This window comes from Neorhizobium sp. LMR1-1-1.1, from assembly GCF_040675795.1.
Taxonomy (GTDB): domain Bacteria; phylum Pseudomonadota; class Alphaproteobacteria; order Rhizobiales; family Rhizobiaceae; genus Neorhizobium; species Neorhizobium cellulosilyticum.
Map to the genome: position 1 here is coordinate 31,525 of NZ_JBEGHE010000036.1, position 17,100 is coordinate 48,624.

Below are 17,100 nucleotides of genomic sequence, written 5' to 3' on the forward strand. Positions count from 1 at the left end.
TCCCTATCTTTTATCCAGATCCAGAATTGCCTCGTAAAGAACGGCCGCACCGAGAGTGATCGCATCATTTTCCGACCATTCTTCCGCAGCATGGCTGCGCCCGTCCTTGCTGGCGATGAAGATCATCGCAGCAGGCGCCACCTTTGAAAGGAAGGCGGCGTCATGGCCGGCGCCAGACACCATCGGCCGGGTGGTAGCGCCGATCCGCGCAGCGCTCGAGGCCAGAACATCCGTCACCATCCCGGACATAGGTGTCGGGGCCGCATTGGAAACCCTGCGCGGTTCCGCAATCTTCACATTCCGTTTCGCAGCCGTCTGCGCACAAAGCGCAGACAAGGCCGCTACGAATTCGTCCATGAGAGCAGGATCGACGGCCCGGGCATCGATCAGCATCCGAACATGGGATGGAATGACATTCGCGGCATTCGGCTCCATCGAAAACTCACCAACGGTGCCTGCAAAATAACTCGATCCGAGAGCCAACTCGTTGGCGATACGTTCAATGCCGAGCACAAGGTAGGATGCGGCCCCCAAGGCGTCGTAACGCGCATTCATCGGTGTGGTGCCAGCATGGTCGGCACGGCCTTCGACCAGGATCTCGAAGCGGGAAATCCCGGTAATCGCCCCGACGATACCGATATCGATTCCCTCCCGCTCAAGCACTGTACCCTGCTCGATATGCAATTCCAGAAAGGCCCTGATATCATCGCGCCCGCCGATTTGCGCCGGGTCGCCACCGACCTCGCGAATCCCTTCGGCCAGATCTATACGCCTTCCCTCGGCCTCGGCCGCGCGCTCCAGCCACTCGCCAGGACGAACACCGGTCATGCCTCGGCTGCCGATGCAGGAGACGCCGAAAATCGAGACTTCTTCCGCCAGAAAATCGACGATTTCCAGATCGTGTTCCAGTTCGATCCCCGCATCGCTGAGCGCGCGCGCCACTTCAAGCGCCGCAATCACGCCGGCGATCCCGTCGAAACGACCGCCATTTGGCACCGTATCCGTATGCGAGCCCAGCATCAGCGTGCCGCCACCCGTCTTTCCTTTTCGACGACCAATCAGGTTACCGGCAGCATCGATACGCCTCTCAAGACCCGCATCACGAAATGCCTTTTCCACATAGGCGCGTCCCTTGAGGAACATCGGCGTGAATGCGCGACGCGTCCATGGTCTGTCGGGTTCGGTGATATTGGCCAGAGCGTCGATATCTGCCGCGATACGGCCGGCATTGACGACGAGATTGGAAGTCATATGGCATGATCCTAAAATGAAATGCTGGCCGTAGATCGGGCGAAGCATCCGCGCCGACTCGGCACCTGGCTTCGCTCATCTCCTCGATGAGTATCCAGAGAAGATAGGTTTACGAAACCACGCAAGGCAAGCTGATTTGATCGGAAATCGGCCTACCGATTGCGGCGATCATCAGCCCCGACGCGACACGTGGGAAAGCCCGATTGAAGCCGTTGACGGCTCCGAAAACATCGGTCATTTGTATAGGCAATAAAAAGAACAGCGATAAAATTCGCTGTCACACGGTGGGAACAGCCGAACTGCGGTCCTTAAGGTAGAACAACGCGGAGAAATCACCAATGCTCAAAAGACAAATGATGAAGGCTGTCGCCGCTGGCGCCCTTCTGCTTGCCACGTCGTTTTCGGCCCATGCTGAAGACGTGCTGGCCAAGGCCAAGGCCGCAGGCGTGTTGAAAGTCGGCACGGAAACAGCATTCGCTCCCTTCGACTTCATCGACGCCGGCGAACACAAGGGCCTGAACGTCGATTTCTTCGAGGCGCTCGGAAAGGACCTTGGCGTCAAGATCGAATGGGTCGAACTGCCCTGGGATAGCGTTCTGCCAAGCCTTGAAGCCGGCAAGTTCGATGTCGTTGCCGGTCCAGCAACCATCACCAAGGCCCGTATCGCCCGCTACCGCATGAGCGCCCCGGTTGCCGAAGCCTCCGTCGCGATCCTGAAGAAGGCCGGCGACACTTCGATCACGAAGCCGGCCGATATTGCCGGCAAGGCCGTCGGCGTCGGCAAGGCGACCGCACAGCTCGCGCAGTTGCAGGAATATTCCGCGACGCTTCCGGAAAAGGTCAACGTTCGCGAATATGTCTCGTTCAACGACGCTTATGCGGACCTTGCCACCGGCCGTGTCGTTGCTGTCGCGAACTCCCTTCCGAACATCGCCTTCGTTGCCAAGCAGCGCAACGGCGCCTTCGAAGTCGTGACCCCGGCTTTCGGCAAGAAGACCTATTTCGGCTTCATTGGTACCAAGGATGACGACCACAAGTCGCTGCTCGATTACATCGACACCGAAATTCTTGCGATGAAGAAGGACGGCCGCCTGGGCAAGCTGCAGGAAAAGTGGTTCGGCACGACGTTCGATACGCCGGACTCGGTGCCTGAGCCGGCATTCTGATCCTCAGTCGATTACGGGGATGTGCTTAGCGCGTCCCCTGATCCCTCGTTCCTTCCGTTTCGCCCTGCGCACCGCGCCGGCGACCAACGAAGCGTAGCCGATGACGCCAAAACTTTTCACGCTGCTTCTGGAGGCGGCTCTCTCGACCCTTGGCATCAGCCTGGTGTCGATCGCGATCGGGTTCGTGATCGCCATGCTGCTCTCTGCCGCGCTGCTGTCGGGCAAGGCGATCTATATCCTGCCGGCAAGGCTGTTCATCAGCTTTTTCCGCGGCGTGCCGCTGCTGGTCCAGCTTCTGCTCATCTATACGCTGTTGCCGGTGATCGGCATCAATGTTCCCGGAATTGTCGCCGCGATCGTCGGCCTGTCACTCTGCACGGCTGCCTATCAGGCTGAAAACCTGCGTGGCGGATTTGCCAGCGTTCCGCCTGGTCTGATTGAAGCCGCCGATGTCGCAGGCTTTACTGGTGCCCAGACATTCATCCGCATCCGCGCGCCCATCGCTCTTAGGCTAACATTTCCGGCACTGGTGAATGAGGCGATCATGATCCTCAAATCCTCCTCGCTCGTGTCGGTGGTGGGGATTATCGAGATCACCAAGATGGCTCAGGATCTTGCCTCCAGCACCTATCAGCCGATCCCGATCTTTGCTTCCGCGGCCCTCATCTATTTCGTCATCAACTCCGCAATCGCGCTTCTTGGCCGCTATGCCGAACGTTCCCTGAAGGGAGCCTCGGCATGATGTTCGACCCGCAAGTCATCATTGAGAAACTGCCGGAAATCGGCAGCGGGCTGTTCGTCACCCTTTGGCTCTGGATCGCCGGCGTGCTCGGCGGGGTCGTGGCAGGCTTCATCGTCGCTACCGCGCGGCGTTTCGGCGGCAAGATCGTCAACGCGGTGCTCGGCACGATCGTGGAAGTGCTGCGCGGCACCCCGTTCCTGATCCAGATTTTTCTTCTCTATTACGGCGGCCCGTTCGTCGGCCTGATGCTCGATCCCATCCCCTGCGGATTGATCGGGCTTACCGTCTATAGCGCGGCCTATTACAGCGAGGTGTTCCGCGCCGGTTATGCTTCGGTCCCGGTCGGCCATGTCGAAGCCGCAGCCTGCTTGGGCATGACGCGGTTCCAGACGATCAGCCGGATCCAGGTGCCGGAAATGGCGCTGATAGTTCTGCCGCCCGCCATCAACCTCGCGATCATCCTGCTCAAGGAGTCCGCCGTCTTGTCGATCATCACGGTGCCGGAACTGACCGCCACCGTCAGCGCCATCGGCTCGCAGCAATACGCCTTCCTCGAAGCGATCTTCATCCTGGCGATCGTCTACTGGATCATCGTTGAACTCACAGACCGGCTCGGCCGCGTGGCCGAAAATCGTCTCTCCCGACTGAGGTTTTCGAAAGCATGAGTGTACCAGCCATCGCCATCCGCAAACTCGTAAAGCGGTTCGGAGAAACCACCGTGCTGCAGGACATCGATCTGGAAATCCCGGAAGGCAAGGTTTCCTGCCTCATCGGTCCGTCTGGTTCAGGCAAGAGCACATTGCTGCGCTGCCTCGCTTTTCTGGAAGAAGCAACCAGCGGCATGATCACCATCAACGGAGAGGCCCTGGGCTTTTTCGAGGACGCCAATGGCCGCCGCGAGCGCCTGCCCGCCAACCAGATCCGTGCGGTTCGCACGAAGACAGGCATGGTCTTCCAGCAATTCAATCTCTGGCCGCATATGACCGCGCTCGGCAATGTTAGCGAAGCCCTGAAGCTCGTCCGCAAGGTGCCGAAAGCTGAGGCGGAGGAACGCGCCATGGTGCAGTTGCGCAAGGTCGGGCTGGAAAACCGCGCCGGACATTACCCGTCGCAGCTTTCCGGCGGCCAGCAGCAACGCGTGGCGATTGCCCGGGCGCTCGCGCTGGAACCGAAAATCATGCTGTTCGACGAGCCGACCTCCGCGCTCGACCCGGAATTGACCGGTGAAGTGCTCAACGTCATGCGGGACTTGGCGAGCGAGGGCATGACGATGGTGGTCGTCACCCACGAGATCGGCTTTGCCGCCAGCGTCGGCCAGCAGATCAGCTTTCTCGATCACGGAAGGCTGTTGTTCTCAGGACCGCCAGCGGAAATCTTTGCCAAACCGCGCCACCCACGCCTGGAGCAATTTCTCGACACCTATCTCGATCGCGGCGCCAGCATGCTCGCATGATTGACGCGGATATTACTGCCGACACTATTCCCGAGACGCCGCTTTCGCTTCATCAGCGAATACTTCTCGATATCGAGCAGAATATCCTGACTGGCCGCTGGCAACCCGGCTTCAAGATCGCATCGGAACAGCAACTGGCCTTGCAATACGGCTGTTCGCGCATGACCGTGAACAAGGTCGTGACACAGCTGGCACGCGCCGGGCTGATACAGCGGAAGCGCAAGGTCGGCAGTGTCGTTCTCCCCCAGAAGGCGCAAAGCGCAATTCTCGAAATCTACGACATTCGCGAAGAGGTGAAGGCGAAAGGTGAAATCTATAGCCACCGGATTCTGGGCCGCACGGTAAGGCCGGCGAACAGTGAAGAGGCCGAGCGCCTCGACATCCCGCGTAAGAGAGCGATCGCCGATATTACCTGCCTTCACTATGCGGGCGCACATCCCTTCTGCCTCGAGCAGCGTCTGATAAATCTGGAAGTCGTGCCGGATGCCAGAGGAGAAACATTCGAAACCCTGTCTCCCGGCCCCTGGCTACTCGATCATGTGCCATGGAGCGCCGCCGAGCACCGGATTGCGGCCCGCGGCGCCGGCTCCGCGGAAGCTGATTATCTCACCATCCCTATCGGCAGCCCTGTCATGGTTGTCGAGCGTCAGACATGGCGGCTCGATCAGTCGGTGACGTCGGTTCGGCTGACCTATCCCGGCAAAAGCCACACGCTCACCGCCCGCTTCACCCCATCTCAGGCGGGCTGAAACACGAAGACTATCAAGAGGAGTCGAGGAACCATGGCCCGCGAAGACAAGCTGAAACTTGGAACCTTTGTCTATACGTTCGGCTTCAACCCGGCGAGCTGGCTGCATCCTGCAGCCGATGTCAATGGTGCAAACAAAATCGACCACCTGCTTAATGTCGCCCGCATTTCGGAAGAGGCCAAGCTCGACTTCATGTTCGTGGCGGACTCACCGGCCGCCGCGATCGGCGATCCGGAAGCTCTATCCCGCTCGCCGACAAAGATGAACCGGTTCGAACCCCTGACGCTGATCACGGCCCTTGCGGCCATGACGGAGAAGCTCGGATTCGTGGCGACAGCCTCGACCAGCTACTATGAGCCTTACAACATCGCCCGCATATTTTCGTCCATCGATCATTTAAGCGGTGGCCGGGCCTGCTGGAACGTCGTCACCTCCGACCACGACGAAACCGGCTATAATTTCAATCGCGAGGGGCTCGATCCGCATGCGATCCGCTATGAGCGCGGCGAGGAATTCGTCGATGTCGTTTTCGGCCTCTGGGACAGTTTCGAGCCGGACGCCCTGCTGCTCGATCGTCAGGGCGGCGTCTATTACGACAAGGACAAGCTGCACACGCTGAACCACAAGGGCAAGCATTTCCAGGTTCGCGGACCGTTGAATATCGCCTCGACCCCACAAGGGCGACCTGTCATCGCCCAGGCAGGCGGCTCGGAAGCGGGGATGGAGCTTGCTGCCCGAACCTCGGAAATCGTCTTCAGCCTGGCCTCCAGCATCGAGCGCAACGGTTCATTCTATCGCAATGTCAAAAGCCGCATGGCGAAGTATGGCCGCATCGAGGATGACCTGAAGATGATGCCGGGCATTGTCGTCAATGTCGGAGAAACGAAAGCGGAAGCCCAAGCCAAGGTCGATTTCCTGATCAACAACCTTCACCCTGATGTCGGCCGCTGGATGCTGGGCGAATTTCTGGAAACGGATCTCTCCGGCGCAGAACTCGACAAGCCCTTCCCAATGGAACGCCTGCCGCAGCAGCCGAAGGGCTCGAAGGCATTATTCGAGGAACTGACCGACTTCATCAAACAGGGCCACACGCTGCGCCATCTGATCCACCACTATGCGGAAAAGAGCACCGGCAACGGTATTACCGGCACGCCAAAGGAAATCGCCGATTTCATGGAAGAATGGTTCGAGGCGCGCGCCGCCGACGGCTTCATTCTGATGTTCCCGACATTGCCGGCAAGCCTGACCGACTTTACCAAACTCGTCTTGCCGGAACTTCGCCGCCGCGGGCTTTTCCGTGAAGAGTACGAGGGCTCAACACTTCGCGAAAATCTCGGCCTTTCAATGCCCGCCAATCGCCACGCTGCGGCCCGCCAGAAGGGTTGAGGAAAGACATAAGAAAAGGCGCCCGCGATGTCACGGGCGCCTTCTCGATCTTTGACCTAATATCAGTTGAGAATGCGAACGACCGTGTGCGTCTGCGGATCTACGATAACGCGTTGCTGGTTGACCACCGCATAGGCATAGGTCGGATCTTCCGGCACAGGCGTCAACACCACCTGCTGCGGAATGGGGCGACCGACCACCACCTGTTCCTGGACGAGGACCGACTGTGCCGGCATCGGCTGGGTCTCTACGTAACGCACGACGCGTTCCGGCGGCGGGTCGATTGCCGTGCCGGCTGCAGCGCCAACGATGCCGCCAACCGCAGCGCCGACCGGGCCGCCGACGATTGCGCCGGTGACGGCACCACCGACGGCACCGTTTACAGTGCTCTGCTGGGCCAGGGCACCGGTGGCGAAGGCTGCAATGGCAGCGGATACCAGGATCATCTTTTTCATCACAGAACTCCTTGCTTGCGATGGCAGGAAAACGTGAAGAATGCGGAGCCGTTCCCATACGGGACCTTTGCGTTTGAGGATGCGACTTTGGTCCCGCCGGACACATTAGTGGTCATGCGACCCCATTGACGCCGTGAAGCCGAGCCTTAATTATCTTCTTCTGATGCAGCCACCGAGGCTTTCGTGCGCCTACCCAACGTTATTGCTTTTTGGACCGGACAGTCGCTCGCCCGCCAGTTTCTGCTTGCCGGCGGGTTAATCTCGATTATCGCGACATTGATCGTGGGTACTTTCGTTGCCAGCCTCATTGAAGAGGCCGTAACGCGGAACTCCGCCGCATCGACTGCTCTTTACGTCGACAGCATCATCGCTCCGATTTTGCCGGACATGACGACCACGGAAAAGCTCGATGAGTCGATAGAACGCGTGCTCGACGAGACACTGTCACAGGGAGCGCTCGGTCAACGCCTCATTTCCTTCCGCCTATGGCGCAAGGACGGCACGATCCTGTACGCCAATGACAAGACGCTTATGGGGAAGAAACTTGCTCCAAGCGAAGACCTGAAGGCGGCGTTTTCCGGTAAGATGGTGTCAGAATTCAACCAAATCGATCCGGAGGAAGCGGAAGCGCTGGGTAACCAGACGCGACCACTCCTCGAAATCTATAATCCCGTGTTGCAGCCATGGTCAGGCGAAGTCGTGGCGGTATCGGAATTCTATGAAGTGGCAACCGATTTCGAGCGCAGCCTCCAGAGCGCAAGACTACGCACCTGGCTGGCGGTCATTGCGGTGATCGCGGCGATCTTCTCGCTGCTGTCGCTGATCGTCTTTCGCGGCAGCCGGCTCATCGAGCTGCAACGCGGCCTTCTCAATGCCCGGGTCGGTGAGCTTTCGCATCTTCTCAAGCAGAACCGGGAACTGCACTCGCGCGTTCAGAAGGCAAGCCAGCAAACGACCGCCATTAACGAACGTTTTCTAAGGCGGCTGGGAGCCGATCTCCACGACGGGCCGGCGCAGCTTATTGCCTATGCATCCCTTCGGATCGACAGCCCCGCCATTCTCGGCGCCCAGGCACTTCGCGAAACGCGAGAGGCAGAGGTCACCTCGATCAAGAAGAGCCTGCAGGAAGCGATGAGGGAAATCCGCAGCATTTGTCACGATCTCATCCTTCCAGAGATCGAGACCGCGAACTTCCAGGATGTGATCCTGCAGGCAGTTCAGCGCCACCGGGAACGGACCGGCGTTTCGATTGCCCTTACAATGGCCGCAGTCGAGTGGCAGCCAAGCCCTGCGGAAAAAATCTGCGTCTACCGCTTTGTTCAGGAGACGCTTAACAATGGCTGGCGGCATGCGGGAGGATCGGGCCAGAAAGTGCTGCAACGTTTGGAAGAGCATTGCGTTGTGGTGGATGTCATCGACACCGGCCCCGGTTTCGATCCGACACAGATCAAGCCGACGAGCCTTGGCATCGCCGGTCTGAGGGAACGGATCGAGAGCCTCGGAGGGCGGTTCGAGATCGTTTCGAATAGCAGCGGTACGACAGTGACGATGACTTTGAAGATTTGCGAAACGGAGAAAACTTGATGACGGATCTGCGGGTTGCCGTATGCGACGATCACCCTCTTTTCAGGGAAGGCGTTGCGCGCACATTGACCGAACTCGGCTTCGACATCGTGGCTGAGGGGGGAAGCCGCGACGATGCAATCGAAATCGCCCAGCGGCACCAGCCCGACATTCTGCTGATGGATATCTCGATGCCGGGTGGCGGCCTTGGTGCAATCGGCCCCATCCTTGCCGAGCGGCCCGACCAGAACATCGTGATGCTGACGGTATCGGAAACCAGCGATGATATCCGCCAGGCGCTACAGGACGGCGCAAAGGGTTATGTGCTCAAAGGGATCGGATCAGGCTCGCTTGCGGAAATCCTCCGCTCGGTTGCCGCCGGTGAAGGATATGTGGCGCCGGCGCTTTCCGCCAAGCTCCTGGCAGAGCCGCCGGCCTCGGCCAACGAGGACAGCCTCTCCGCTGCCATGCGCGACCTGACGATACGCGAACGCGAGGTCTTGGGTCTCGCGGCCGAAGGCCTGAGCAACAAGGCAATCGCCATCGAGCTCGATCTGCATGAGAAGACGGTCAAGCATCACATGACGCGCATCTTCGCCAAGCTTAACGTGACCAACAGAACCGCCGCGGCAATCGCCTGGAATGAGGCGGCACGAGAAATCTCCGGGCGTACGCTCTCCTCGTAGGCGAAACCAGCAATCCGGCGGGCCGTCCGGAAATGATGGCTCGCAGATCACTCACTTTATCAATGAGCGCAATCTGTCGAGATCGGATTTCGTGGCGGCGCGATTGACGATCGTCCTGCCACTTCGATCGCGCATGACATAACGGCCTCGATCATTCACCTCTTCGGCAATACCGCTGCCGTGCCTCACCCGGATGCCACGATTGTCGACATTGACGGCGTCTTTTTGAGAGCGGCTATCCGTTGTTCTCGCCTCCGCCGCGGTATCGGCGCTGCGATCGCGATTGCCCCGGCCACCATTACCCTCTCGGCTCTCAGCACCACCGCTCCTGCCGGAATTACCGGAACTGCCGCCGCCTTCACGGCCGCCTCCGCCTCCTCCGTTTCCACCACCCTGTCCGCCATTACGTGCCATCGCGGACTTCGCGCCAAACGACACAACACCCGGGAGAAAGGCAAGCATCAGGCCTGAAATAATCTGTCGGCGGGAGCGAATGGCAACCTCCATCGGACAAGCGTCAGTAACTGCACCCTACTAGCATTCAACATCTGAGCCCAGCCATAGTTCCGCCATGAGACCTTTGCGAATGCCCGAATTGGACCATGGTCCAACCATGTTTACAGATATCGCGTTTCAATCAACTGCATTCCCACCGCCGCCCTGCTCCTTTTCAAAAAGCGACCATGCCGCAATGAAGAGCGCTGCAATCAGGGGGCCGATGACAAAACCGTTGACGCCGAAAAGAGAAATCCCGCCAACGGTCGAGATCAGCACGACATAGTCCGGAAGCTTCGTTTCCTTGCCGACCAGCGGTGGTCGAAGGATATTGTCGATGAGACCGATCACGAACACACCGACTGCAACGATGACAGCAGCCTTCAAAACCTCGCCCGCGACGGCAAGATAGATCGCCGTCGGCACCCAGACGAGGGCAGCGCCAACGGCAGGCACGAGGGACAAGATGACCATCAGGACGCCCCAGAGAAGTGCCGGCTGCACGCCCAGCAACCAAAAGGTAACGCCTCCAATGACGCCTTGAATGATGGCGATGATGATATTACCACGAACCGTCGCCCGCACGACCGAGGCAAATTTTGCCATGAACTGCGTCGTGTGCTCATCGCTTAGAGGCGCCGCGCTTCGGATTGCAGCCGCCAGCGAGCGTCCATCACGAAACAGGAAGAAAAGCAAATAGAGCATCAGACCAAAGGCAATGAAAAACTCTGCAGTGCTCTGGCCAAAATTCAATGCCCGCCCAGCAAAGAAGCTTCCGCCTTGCATGAGCGATGACGAAAAGCGATCGCGGAGGGCGGCGAAGCCTCCAGTCTCGATGGTCTGCAGCCAGTCCTGCATGAAGGCGGGAAGAGCCGTCACGACCTCGTTAAGCATCCGGTTGAGATCGATCTGTCCGCTCGAGACCCTCTGATAGAGACCGGTTCCCTCCTGAATGAGCGAAGCCAAGATGGCCAGACCCGGCAGGATCACGAGGCAGAGGCAGATCAGCACGGAGAGAACGGCGGCACTATTACGCCGCCCGCCAAGCGCTTCTTCCAGCTTGGCATAGAGCGGGAAAAAGATGATAGCGAAGATTACCGCCCAGAAAACCGCCGAATAGAACGGGATGAGGATTGCGATGAATGCCAGCGTCACAAAGACAAGCAGAATATAAAAGCTGACACGCTGAACCACGAATATCCCATCCTGCATCTGAACGTTTTTCCGCAGACAGAGATAACGCGTAAAACCGATCCGTCTACAGGTCTTACTCTGCAGACGGACCGCTCACAGGTCTTTTACATTTCTACAGCCGCAACATTTGCGGCCATCATCAGGCCTGAGTGTAGGCAGTCTTCACCACGGTAAAGAATTCGGCGGCATATTTGCCCTGCTCGCGCGAACCAAACGACGAAGCCTTGCGTCCGCCGAAGGGCACGTGGAAATCGACACCCGCCGTCGGCAGGTTGACCATCACCATGCCGGCTTCCGAGTTGCGCTTGAAATGCGTCGCGTATTTCAGGCTTGTCGTCGCAATGCCGGCCGAGAGGCCGAAAGGCGTATCATTGGCCATTGCCAGCGCCTCGTCATAATCCTTGACGCGAATGAGGCTGACGACCGGGCCGAAGATTTCCTCACGGCTGATGCGCATCTGGTTGTTCGCTTCGGTAAATAGCGTCGGCTGCAGGAAAAAACCGGGCGTGTCACGCTCCAGACGCTCGCCGCCGAAAGCGAGCTTGGCACCTTCCTTGACGCCGATCTCGATATAGTCAGTGTCCTGCTTCAGCTGACGCACGTCGACAACCGGGCCGATATGGGTTTCGGGCCTCAGCGCATGCCCTACCTGAATGCTCTTCATCCGTTCGGTCAGCGCGTCGACGAACTTGTCATGGATGCCTTCGGTGACGATCAGGCGGGAAGACGCCGTGCAGCGCTGGCCGGTCGAGAAGAAGCCGGAGTTTGCCGCGGCCTCCACGGCGACACCGAGATCCGCGTCGTCGAGAACGATCATGGGGTTCTTGCCGCCCATTTCCAGCTGGAACTTGCGGTTATGCTCGATCGAGGCCGCCGCCACACGCTTGCCCGTGCCTGTAGAGCCGGTGAAAGTGATGCCGGCAATGTCCGGGCTGTCGAGCATCGTCTGGCCGACAACCGAACCCGGTCCCATCACCAGATTGAGCACGCCCTTGGGAAGGCCGGCGCGGTGCAGGATGTCGACGATCGCCCAGGAGCAGCCGGGCACGAGTTCCGCCGGCTTGAATACCACCGTGTTGCCGTAGCAGAGCGCCGGCGCAATCTTCCAGGCCGGAATGGCGATCGGAAAATTCCACGGGGTGATGATGCCGATGACGCCGAGCGGTTCGCGCGTGATCTCGACCCCGATGCCGGGCCTTGCCGATGGCAGGACTTCGCCAGCCAGCCTCAGCGTCTCACCGGCAAAGAAGTCGAAGATCTGAGCGGCACGCGTGACTTCGCCGATCCCCTCTGCCAGCGTCTTGCCTTCCTCGCGGGAGAGAAGCGTGCCGAGTTCCTGCTTGCGCGCCAGGATTTCGTCGGCGGTCTTTTTCAGGATCGCATGACGCTCAAGAATTCCGGATCGGGACCATGCCGGAAAAGCAGCCTTTGCTGCAGCAATCGCTTGGCTGACGTCATCGGCCGTTGCCTGCGCGTAAAGCCCGACAATGTCATTGGTATCGGACGGATTGACGTTTTCCGAGCCCGTGCTGCCGACCCACTCGCCGGCGATGAGATTTTGATGGATGGTCATGCTGTTTCCTTCCCAAGCGGCTTTTCAATCCAGCGGATATGGCCGCACCATATGAATGGAGGGCATCCTTGATGCGATGTTATCAATTGTCGTCGGGATGACCAGCGCCGGCGAATGCCCCGCCCTGGTAGATCACCATAGGGTCGTTCGGATCTTGCTCGCCGGTCGCAGCCTCGACTTCTGCGCGCCACTTTTCCGAACTGTCCTGCGGCTCCCAGCCGAGAAAATCGACGTTGCTATTGTCCCACCACGTCTGCTGGTTCGCGGATGCGCCATAGACGATCGTGTGCGCCAGTTTCGGGGTGAGGAACGCCCTCTCGCACAAGGAAACGAAATCGCGATAACTCAGCCAGCTTGCCATCATGCGCGGATTGAGCGGCCTGTCGAAGCAGGAGCCGATGCGCAATGACAGCGTCTCCTGCCCGAACTTGTCGTAATACATGCTGGCGACAGCCTCGCCGAAAACCTTGGAAACGCCATAGAGTGAATCGGGACGCGGGTAGACCGTGTTGTCGATCTTTTCATCCTGGCGGTAGTAACCGACGACGTGGTTGGAACTGGCAAACACGATGCGCGGTTTGCCCTGATGCCTGGCGGCCTCATATAGGTTGTAGAGACCGATAATATTGCCCTGAAGAACAATATCGAAGGACCGCTCGACGGATACTCCGCCAAGATGAATGACGCCGTCCACGCCTTCAAGGAGTCGCAAAACCCCTTGGGCATCAGCTAGATTGCATCTGACGAATGTTTCCTTTGGTCCGAGGTCAAAGACGTCACCAAGGTCTGACAATACGACCTTTTCCGCCAACTGCGACAGCAGCGGGCGGATGTTCTGACCGACTCCACCCGCGGCGCCCGTCAGCAACAATTTCTTCAGCATATATCCTCCCCAGGACAGGCATCACCGACACTTTATCGGCGTTGTCATACATGACAGCCAAATACATACTACAAGTGGGAAGTATGGCGTCAACAAGTTTATCATTGACGCCTTAAATTCATGCGGGCAGTAGGACTTGCCTCCTACCAGAGATCGGCGTGGCGGTTCACGTCCTTGTAGAGGAGGTAACGGAAACGGCCGGGACCACCGGCGTAACATGCCTGCGGGCAGAAGGATCTCAGCCACATATAGTCCCCGGCCTCGACCTCTACCCAATCCTGGTTGAGTCGATAGACCGCCTTGCCTTCGAGGACATAGAGACCGTGTTCCATGATATGGGTTTCCATGAACGGAATGACGGCGCCAGGCTCGAATGTAACGATGTTCAGGTGCATGTCGTACCGAACATCCGACGGATCGATGAAACGCGTCGTCGCCCAGCGGCCCTCGGTATCCGGCATCGGATCCATGACGCATTCGTCCTCATGCGTGAAGATAGCCGGAGGCGCCTCCAGCCCTTCCACCACCTTGAATGCCTTGCGCACCCAGTGAAAACGGCAGGGCTTGTCGCCTTCACCGTGCAAGGTCCATTTCGAACCGGCAGGAAGATAGGCGAATGATCCCTCGCGCAGACGATGCGAGACGCCCTCGAAGTCGATCGTCAGATCGCCGGTTACCACGAATATAGCTGCGGAGGCCCGGATATCCGGCTCAGGGCGCAGGCTGCCACCACCGGGCAAAACCTCGACGATATATTGCGAGAATGTCTCGGCAAAACCGGACAGCGGACGACTGATGATCCACGCCCGCGTCTTTTCCCAATGCGGCAGAACGCTGGTGACGATGTCGCTCATCACCGTCTTCGGAATGACCGCGTAGGCAGTGGTGAAAACGGCCTTGCTGGAGAGAAGTTGCGTCTGAGGCGGCAGTCCGCCCACCGCACTGAAATACTTGCTGTCAGTCATGTCTGTTTCCTGATTATGCTGACTACGGTTTAAGCGCACCTCCCCGATTCATCAATCGGCAAACCACCTCCCCTTCGCGCTTGCTAAGAGGTTGCCAGGTCCGAAACAGCATCTCAAGCGGGCTGAACAAGATTGGCCATGAGCCGGAACGCGCCCGGAACGAGGCGATCCATCTGGTGATGCAAGGTGAGACTGACATGCGTGTGCCTGCCCTTGCCAATCTCGGCGGAAAGCAGTGCGCCTTTCAGTGGTTGTTCATTGACATCATGCATGGAGAGAAGCGGCTCGTAGCACTCGTCCCAGCTCGACGCAAAATAGAGACCGCGCTCCTTGTTCCATCCCTCCCAATCTTCAGGGTGGATGAGGTTCGGGCCGGAGAGCAGCAAATGGTCAGGCGAAAGCACCGTAACTTCGGCGCGGGGGTCGGTAACCCGCCAACGGACGGAAGGAGATCCGATCTGCAGACGAAGAACCGGTGTCTCATCAGGATGCCAGCCGTCAGAGGGACGATGGTACAGCGTAACCAGGTGCCCACCGTTTTCCACGAACTGATGCAGCCGCTGCGTTATCGCTGCCAGATCCTTGCGAAGGCCGAAGGCGAATATGCCGACGACGATTGTGGTGAATTGCGAAAGATCTCTCGCAAGACCGACGGCATCGAGGTCGACTACATCAAGCCCCATGCGGGCTAGCCAGAGACCAACCTTGTCGGCACCACCACCGACATAGGCAATGCGGGCTCCTTCCGGCAGTTGCAAATCCAGCGCCAGTATATTGAGCGCCGCTGGTCGGCGGAATTCTGCCCGGCTGATATGCGGATAAGACATGGTCTCGACCTCGAATGCCGGATGACCGCCAACGCTAACCCCGACACCGGTAAAGCCAGGTGCAATTCTCTCCGGGGCCGTCAGGGTCCAATCTTCGCCAGAAGCCACCATAGCCCAGCCGGCAGGTGAATCGAACGAAAGCGTTGCCGCTTCCCCTGTCAAATCAGCCTTGACCTGCCATCCCCGGCATCGCGTGTCGAGCGGTACAAGCAGGGCATCGGGGCGAAGCTTTATCGCGTGCGCGGCAGAAACGATAAACGGCTCCTCCAGATCAAACACCCCGGTAACGCTACGCCCCTCTATCTCTGCAGAAGCCCGAACAGAAGCATGACCGTTGCCTCCAAGGCATGACCAATCAGGCAGAAATTGATCGGAAAGCCTGGCATTGGCGGATGCGGTCAGCAGAAAAGTTCGCGATGAGCCGTATGATGTGTGTTCCGCGCTCACGCCGGATGGCAGGACAAGCGAGATATCGACATTGTATCTGCGAGCTCCTTCCCCCAGTTCCGCGGTCAGCACCGTGCTTCCACCCGGAGCAATGGAAGGGTGACCGACAGACACAAATTCGAATATGGAGGCCGCCTCCAGGATCGCGGCGTCTATCTCGATGCGTTTGCGTTCGATGCGATGGCCGTGCAATGCCAGAAACTCTTCGGAAGCATTCGCGACGACGTTCTCGAGGTGCCCGGCCGCATGTGTCAACATGGAAACGATGGTTTCACGATGTGGGAAAGCCTCGATGGCTGCGGCTATTGCAGTGTCCGCGGAAATGAGCGCCGCCGCGACCTCGTCCGGCAGGTCAGGAAACGCCGCAAGCTGCTCAAAGGAATTTGGCAGTCCATCGGAAATGAACCGCTCTTCGTTAGCGGCAATCGAAGTCAGCTTGAGGTGTAGTGGCCAGACTGATTTTGCCTGCATCGGCCAATCGCCCATGCCCTGCGACGCGTGAAAATAACGTGACCACTCGCCGATCCGGCCATATTCCGCTCCGGTAGCCTTATCGCGACTGCAAGCCTCCACAGTAATGGTCGCATCAGGTGGCGGCAGCACATCGTCATATGTCCCGCCCCCGCCGGACCATGCTGGCAGATAGTATTTGGCGACCCTCCAGGGTTTTAGGCCTTCAGCGAGATGTTCGGGAAACGCGGTCGCATCCGCAGCAAGCACAATGGCGGCCTCGGCTGCGCGGGTCATAGCCCTATGGTGGCCGTGCTGTCCCGGTACGTCGAGAAAGGTCGGGATGACGATATCCGGCCGCTCTTTGCGATAAGCTCGCACCAGGCGCTCGACGATACGCGCCTCACCCCAACGGGCGAAGGTCGCATCCCCGTCCTTGGAAAACCCGAAGTCGTGGATCGTATCGTCCGGACCATGCCCAAGCCAGGCGACATCTGCATCAATGATCCGCGCCGCCTCCTCCATCTCGCGCGAGCGCAGGACGCCGAGAGCACCACGTCGCTCCGATCCGAGTGCATTCTGCCCTCCCTCGCCACGCGTCGAGCAGGCAACGATCACCCGCATGCCGTGTTCGAGTCGCAAAAAGGCGAGCAGGCCGTTCTGCTCGTCGTCAGGATGGGCGCCGGTATTCATCACCGTCACAGTCGATTTCAACCGGGAAAGCTTGCGGTGGAGCCGGACCAGAGCGGGAGCGGCCATCTGTTTTTCGATACGTTCGCGCGCGCTCAGCATTGGGCTATCACCTCATTATACGT

16 protein-coding genes are annotated in these 17,100 nt (G+C 58.9%); 8 read left to right on the plus strand and 8 right to left on the minus strand.

Annotated elements, in window-relative coordinates; genetic code table 11:
* Positions 1–3: 3 nt before the first annotated feature.
* Complete coding sequence (locus tag MRBLMR1_RS20575; protein WP_500065967.1) at positions 4–1,251, minus strand: Zn-dependent hydrolase; 1,248 nt, start codon at positions 1,249–1,251, stop codon at positions 4–6.
* A gap of 338 nt (positions 1,252–1,589) precedes the next feature.
* Between MRBLMR1_RS20575 and MRBLMR1_RS20580 the strand changes: the two genes are divergently transcribed.
* The 6 genes from MRBLMR1_RS20580 (at position 1,590) to MRBLMR1_RS20605 (ending at position 6,747) form a co-directional block, all read left to right on the plus strand.
* The gene (locus MRBLMR1_RS20580) at positions 1,590–2,417 is read left to right on the plus strand and encodes a transporter substrate-binding domain-containing protein (RefSeq protein WP_183825765.1); all 828 of its coding nucleotides are present in this window, start codon (positions 1,590–1,592) and stop codon (positions 2,415–2,417) included.
* A gap of 100 nt (positions 2,418–2,517) precedes the next feature.
* Complete coding sequence (locus MRBLMR1_RS20585) at positions 2,518–3,159, plus strand: amino acid ABC transporter permease (RefSeq protein WP_500065970.1); 642 nt, start codon at positions 2,518–2,520, stop codon at positions 3,157–3,159.
* The gene (locus MRBLMR1_RS20590) at positions 3,156–3,824 is read left to right on the plus strand and encodes an amino acid ABC transporter permease (protein WP_148145027.1); all 669 of its coding nucleotides are present in this window, start codon (positions 3,156–3,158) and stop codon (positions 3,822–3,824) included. The genes MRBLMR1_RS20585 and MRBLMR1_RS20590 overlap by 4 nt, the downstream gene beginning before the upstream one ends.
* Positions 3,821–4,612 carry an amino acid ABC transporter ATP-binding protein gene (locus MRBLMR1_RS20595; RefSeq protein WP_148145028.1) on the plus strand — a complete coding sequence of 264 codons (792 nt, stop codon included), beginning with the start codon at positions 3,821–3,823 and terminating at the stop codon, positions 4,610–4,612. The genes MRBLMR1_RS20590 and MRBLMR1_RS20595 overlap by 4 nt, the downstream gene beginning before the upstream one ends.
* Positions 4,609–5,361, plus strand: coding sequence for a histidine utilization transcriptional repressor HutC (hutC, locus tag MRBLMR1_RS20600; protein ID WP_148145029.1), 753 nt, complete (start codon positions 4,609–4,611; stop codon positions 5,359–5,361). Before MRBLMR1_RS20595 ends, hutC begins: the two co-directional genes overlap by 4 nt.
* 33 nt (positions 5,362–5,394) lie before the next feature.
* Positions 5,395–6,747 carry an LLM class flavin-dependent oxidoreductase gene (locus MRBLMR1_RS20605; RefSeq protein WP_148145030.1) on the plus strand — a complete coding sequence of 451 codons (1,353 nt, stop codon included), beginning with the start codon at positions 5,395–5,397 and terminating at the stop codon, positions 6,745–6,747.
* A gap of 62 nt (positions 6,748–6,809) precedes the next feature.
* Here the strand turns inward: MRBLMR1_RS20605 and MRBLMR1_RS20610 are convergent, their stop codons facing one another.
* Positions 6,810–7,202, minus strand: a complete 393-nt coding sequence (locus tag MRBLMR1_RS20610) for a DUF1236 domain-containing protein (protein WP_500065973.1) — start codon at positions 7,200–7,202, stop codon at positions 6,810–6,812.
* Between the two features lie 183 nt (positions 7,203–7,385).
* Here MRBLMR1_RS20610 and MRBLMR1_RS20615 point away from each other — a divergent pair, with 183 nt between their 5' ends.
* The gene (locus tag MRBLMR1_RS20615) at positions 7,386–8,786 is read left to right on the plus strand and encodes a sensor histidine kinase (RefSeq protein WP_148145032.1); all 1,401 of its coding nucleotides are present in this window, start codon (positions 7,386–7,388) and stop codon (positions 8,784–8,786) included.
* Positions 8,783–9,451, plus strand: coding sequence for a response regulator (locus tag MRBLMR1_RS20620; protein WP_148145033.1), 669 nt, complete (start codon positions 8,783–8,785; stop codon positions 9,449–9,451). Before MRBLMR1_RS20615 ends, MRBLMR1_RS20620 begins: the two co-directional genes overlap by 4 nt.
* A 51-nt stretch (positions 9,452–9,502) precedes the next feature.
* Here the strand turns inward: MRBLMR1_RS20620 and MRBLMR1_RS20625 are convergent, their stop codons facing one another.
* The 6 genes from MRBLMR1_RS20625 to MRBLMR1_RS20650 form a co-directional block, all read right to left on the minus strand.
* Positions 9,503–9,865, minus strand: coding sequence for a hypothetical protein (locus MRBLMR1_RS20625; protein ID WP_148145034.1), 363 nt, complete (start codon positions 9,863–9,865; stop codon positions 9,503–9,505).
* Between the two features lie 219 nt (positions 9,866–10,084).
* Complete coding sequence (locus tag MRBLMR1_RS20630) at positions 10,085–11,158, minus strand: AI-2E family transporter (RefSeq protein ID WP_206828624.1); 1,074 nt, start codon at positions 11,156–11,158, stop codon at positions 10,085–10,087.
* Between the two features lie 121 nt (positions 11,159–11,279).
* On the minus strand, positions 11,280–12,713 hold the full coding sequence (locus tag MRBLMR1_RS20635) for an aldehyde dehydrogenase family protein (RefSeq protein WP_500065977.1): 1,434 nt from the start codon (positions 12,711–12,713) through the stop codon (positions 11,280–11,282).
* Positions 12,714–12,795: 82 nt separating this feature from the next.
* The gene (locus MRBLMR1_RS20640) at positions 12,796–13,596 is read right to left on the minus strand and encodes an NAD-dependent epimerase/dehydratase family protein (protein ID WP_148145037.1); all 801 of its coding nucleotides are present in this window, start codon (positions 13,594–13,596) and stop codon (positions 12,796–12,798) included.
* A gap of 143 nt (positions 13,597–13,739) precedes the next feature.
* Positions 13,740–14,561, minus strand: coding sequence for a bifunctional allantoicase/(S)-ureidoglycine aminohydrolase (locus tag MRBLMR1_RS20645; protein ID WP_148145038.1), 822 nt, complete (start codon positions 14,559–14,561; stop codon positions 13,740–13,742).
* A 113-nt stretch (positions 14,562–14,674) separates the two neighbouring features.
* Positions 14,675–17,077 carry a PIG-L family deacetylase gene (locus MRBLMR1_RS20650; RefSeq protein ID WP_500065979.1) on the minus strand — a complete coding sequence of 801 codons (2,403 nt, stop codon included), beginning with the start codon at positions 17,075–17,077 and terminating at the stop codon, positions 14,675–14,677.
* Positions 17,078–17,100: the final 23 nt, after the last annotated feature.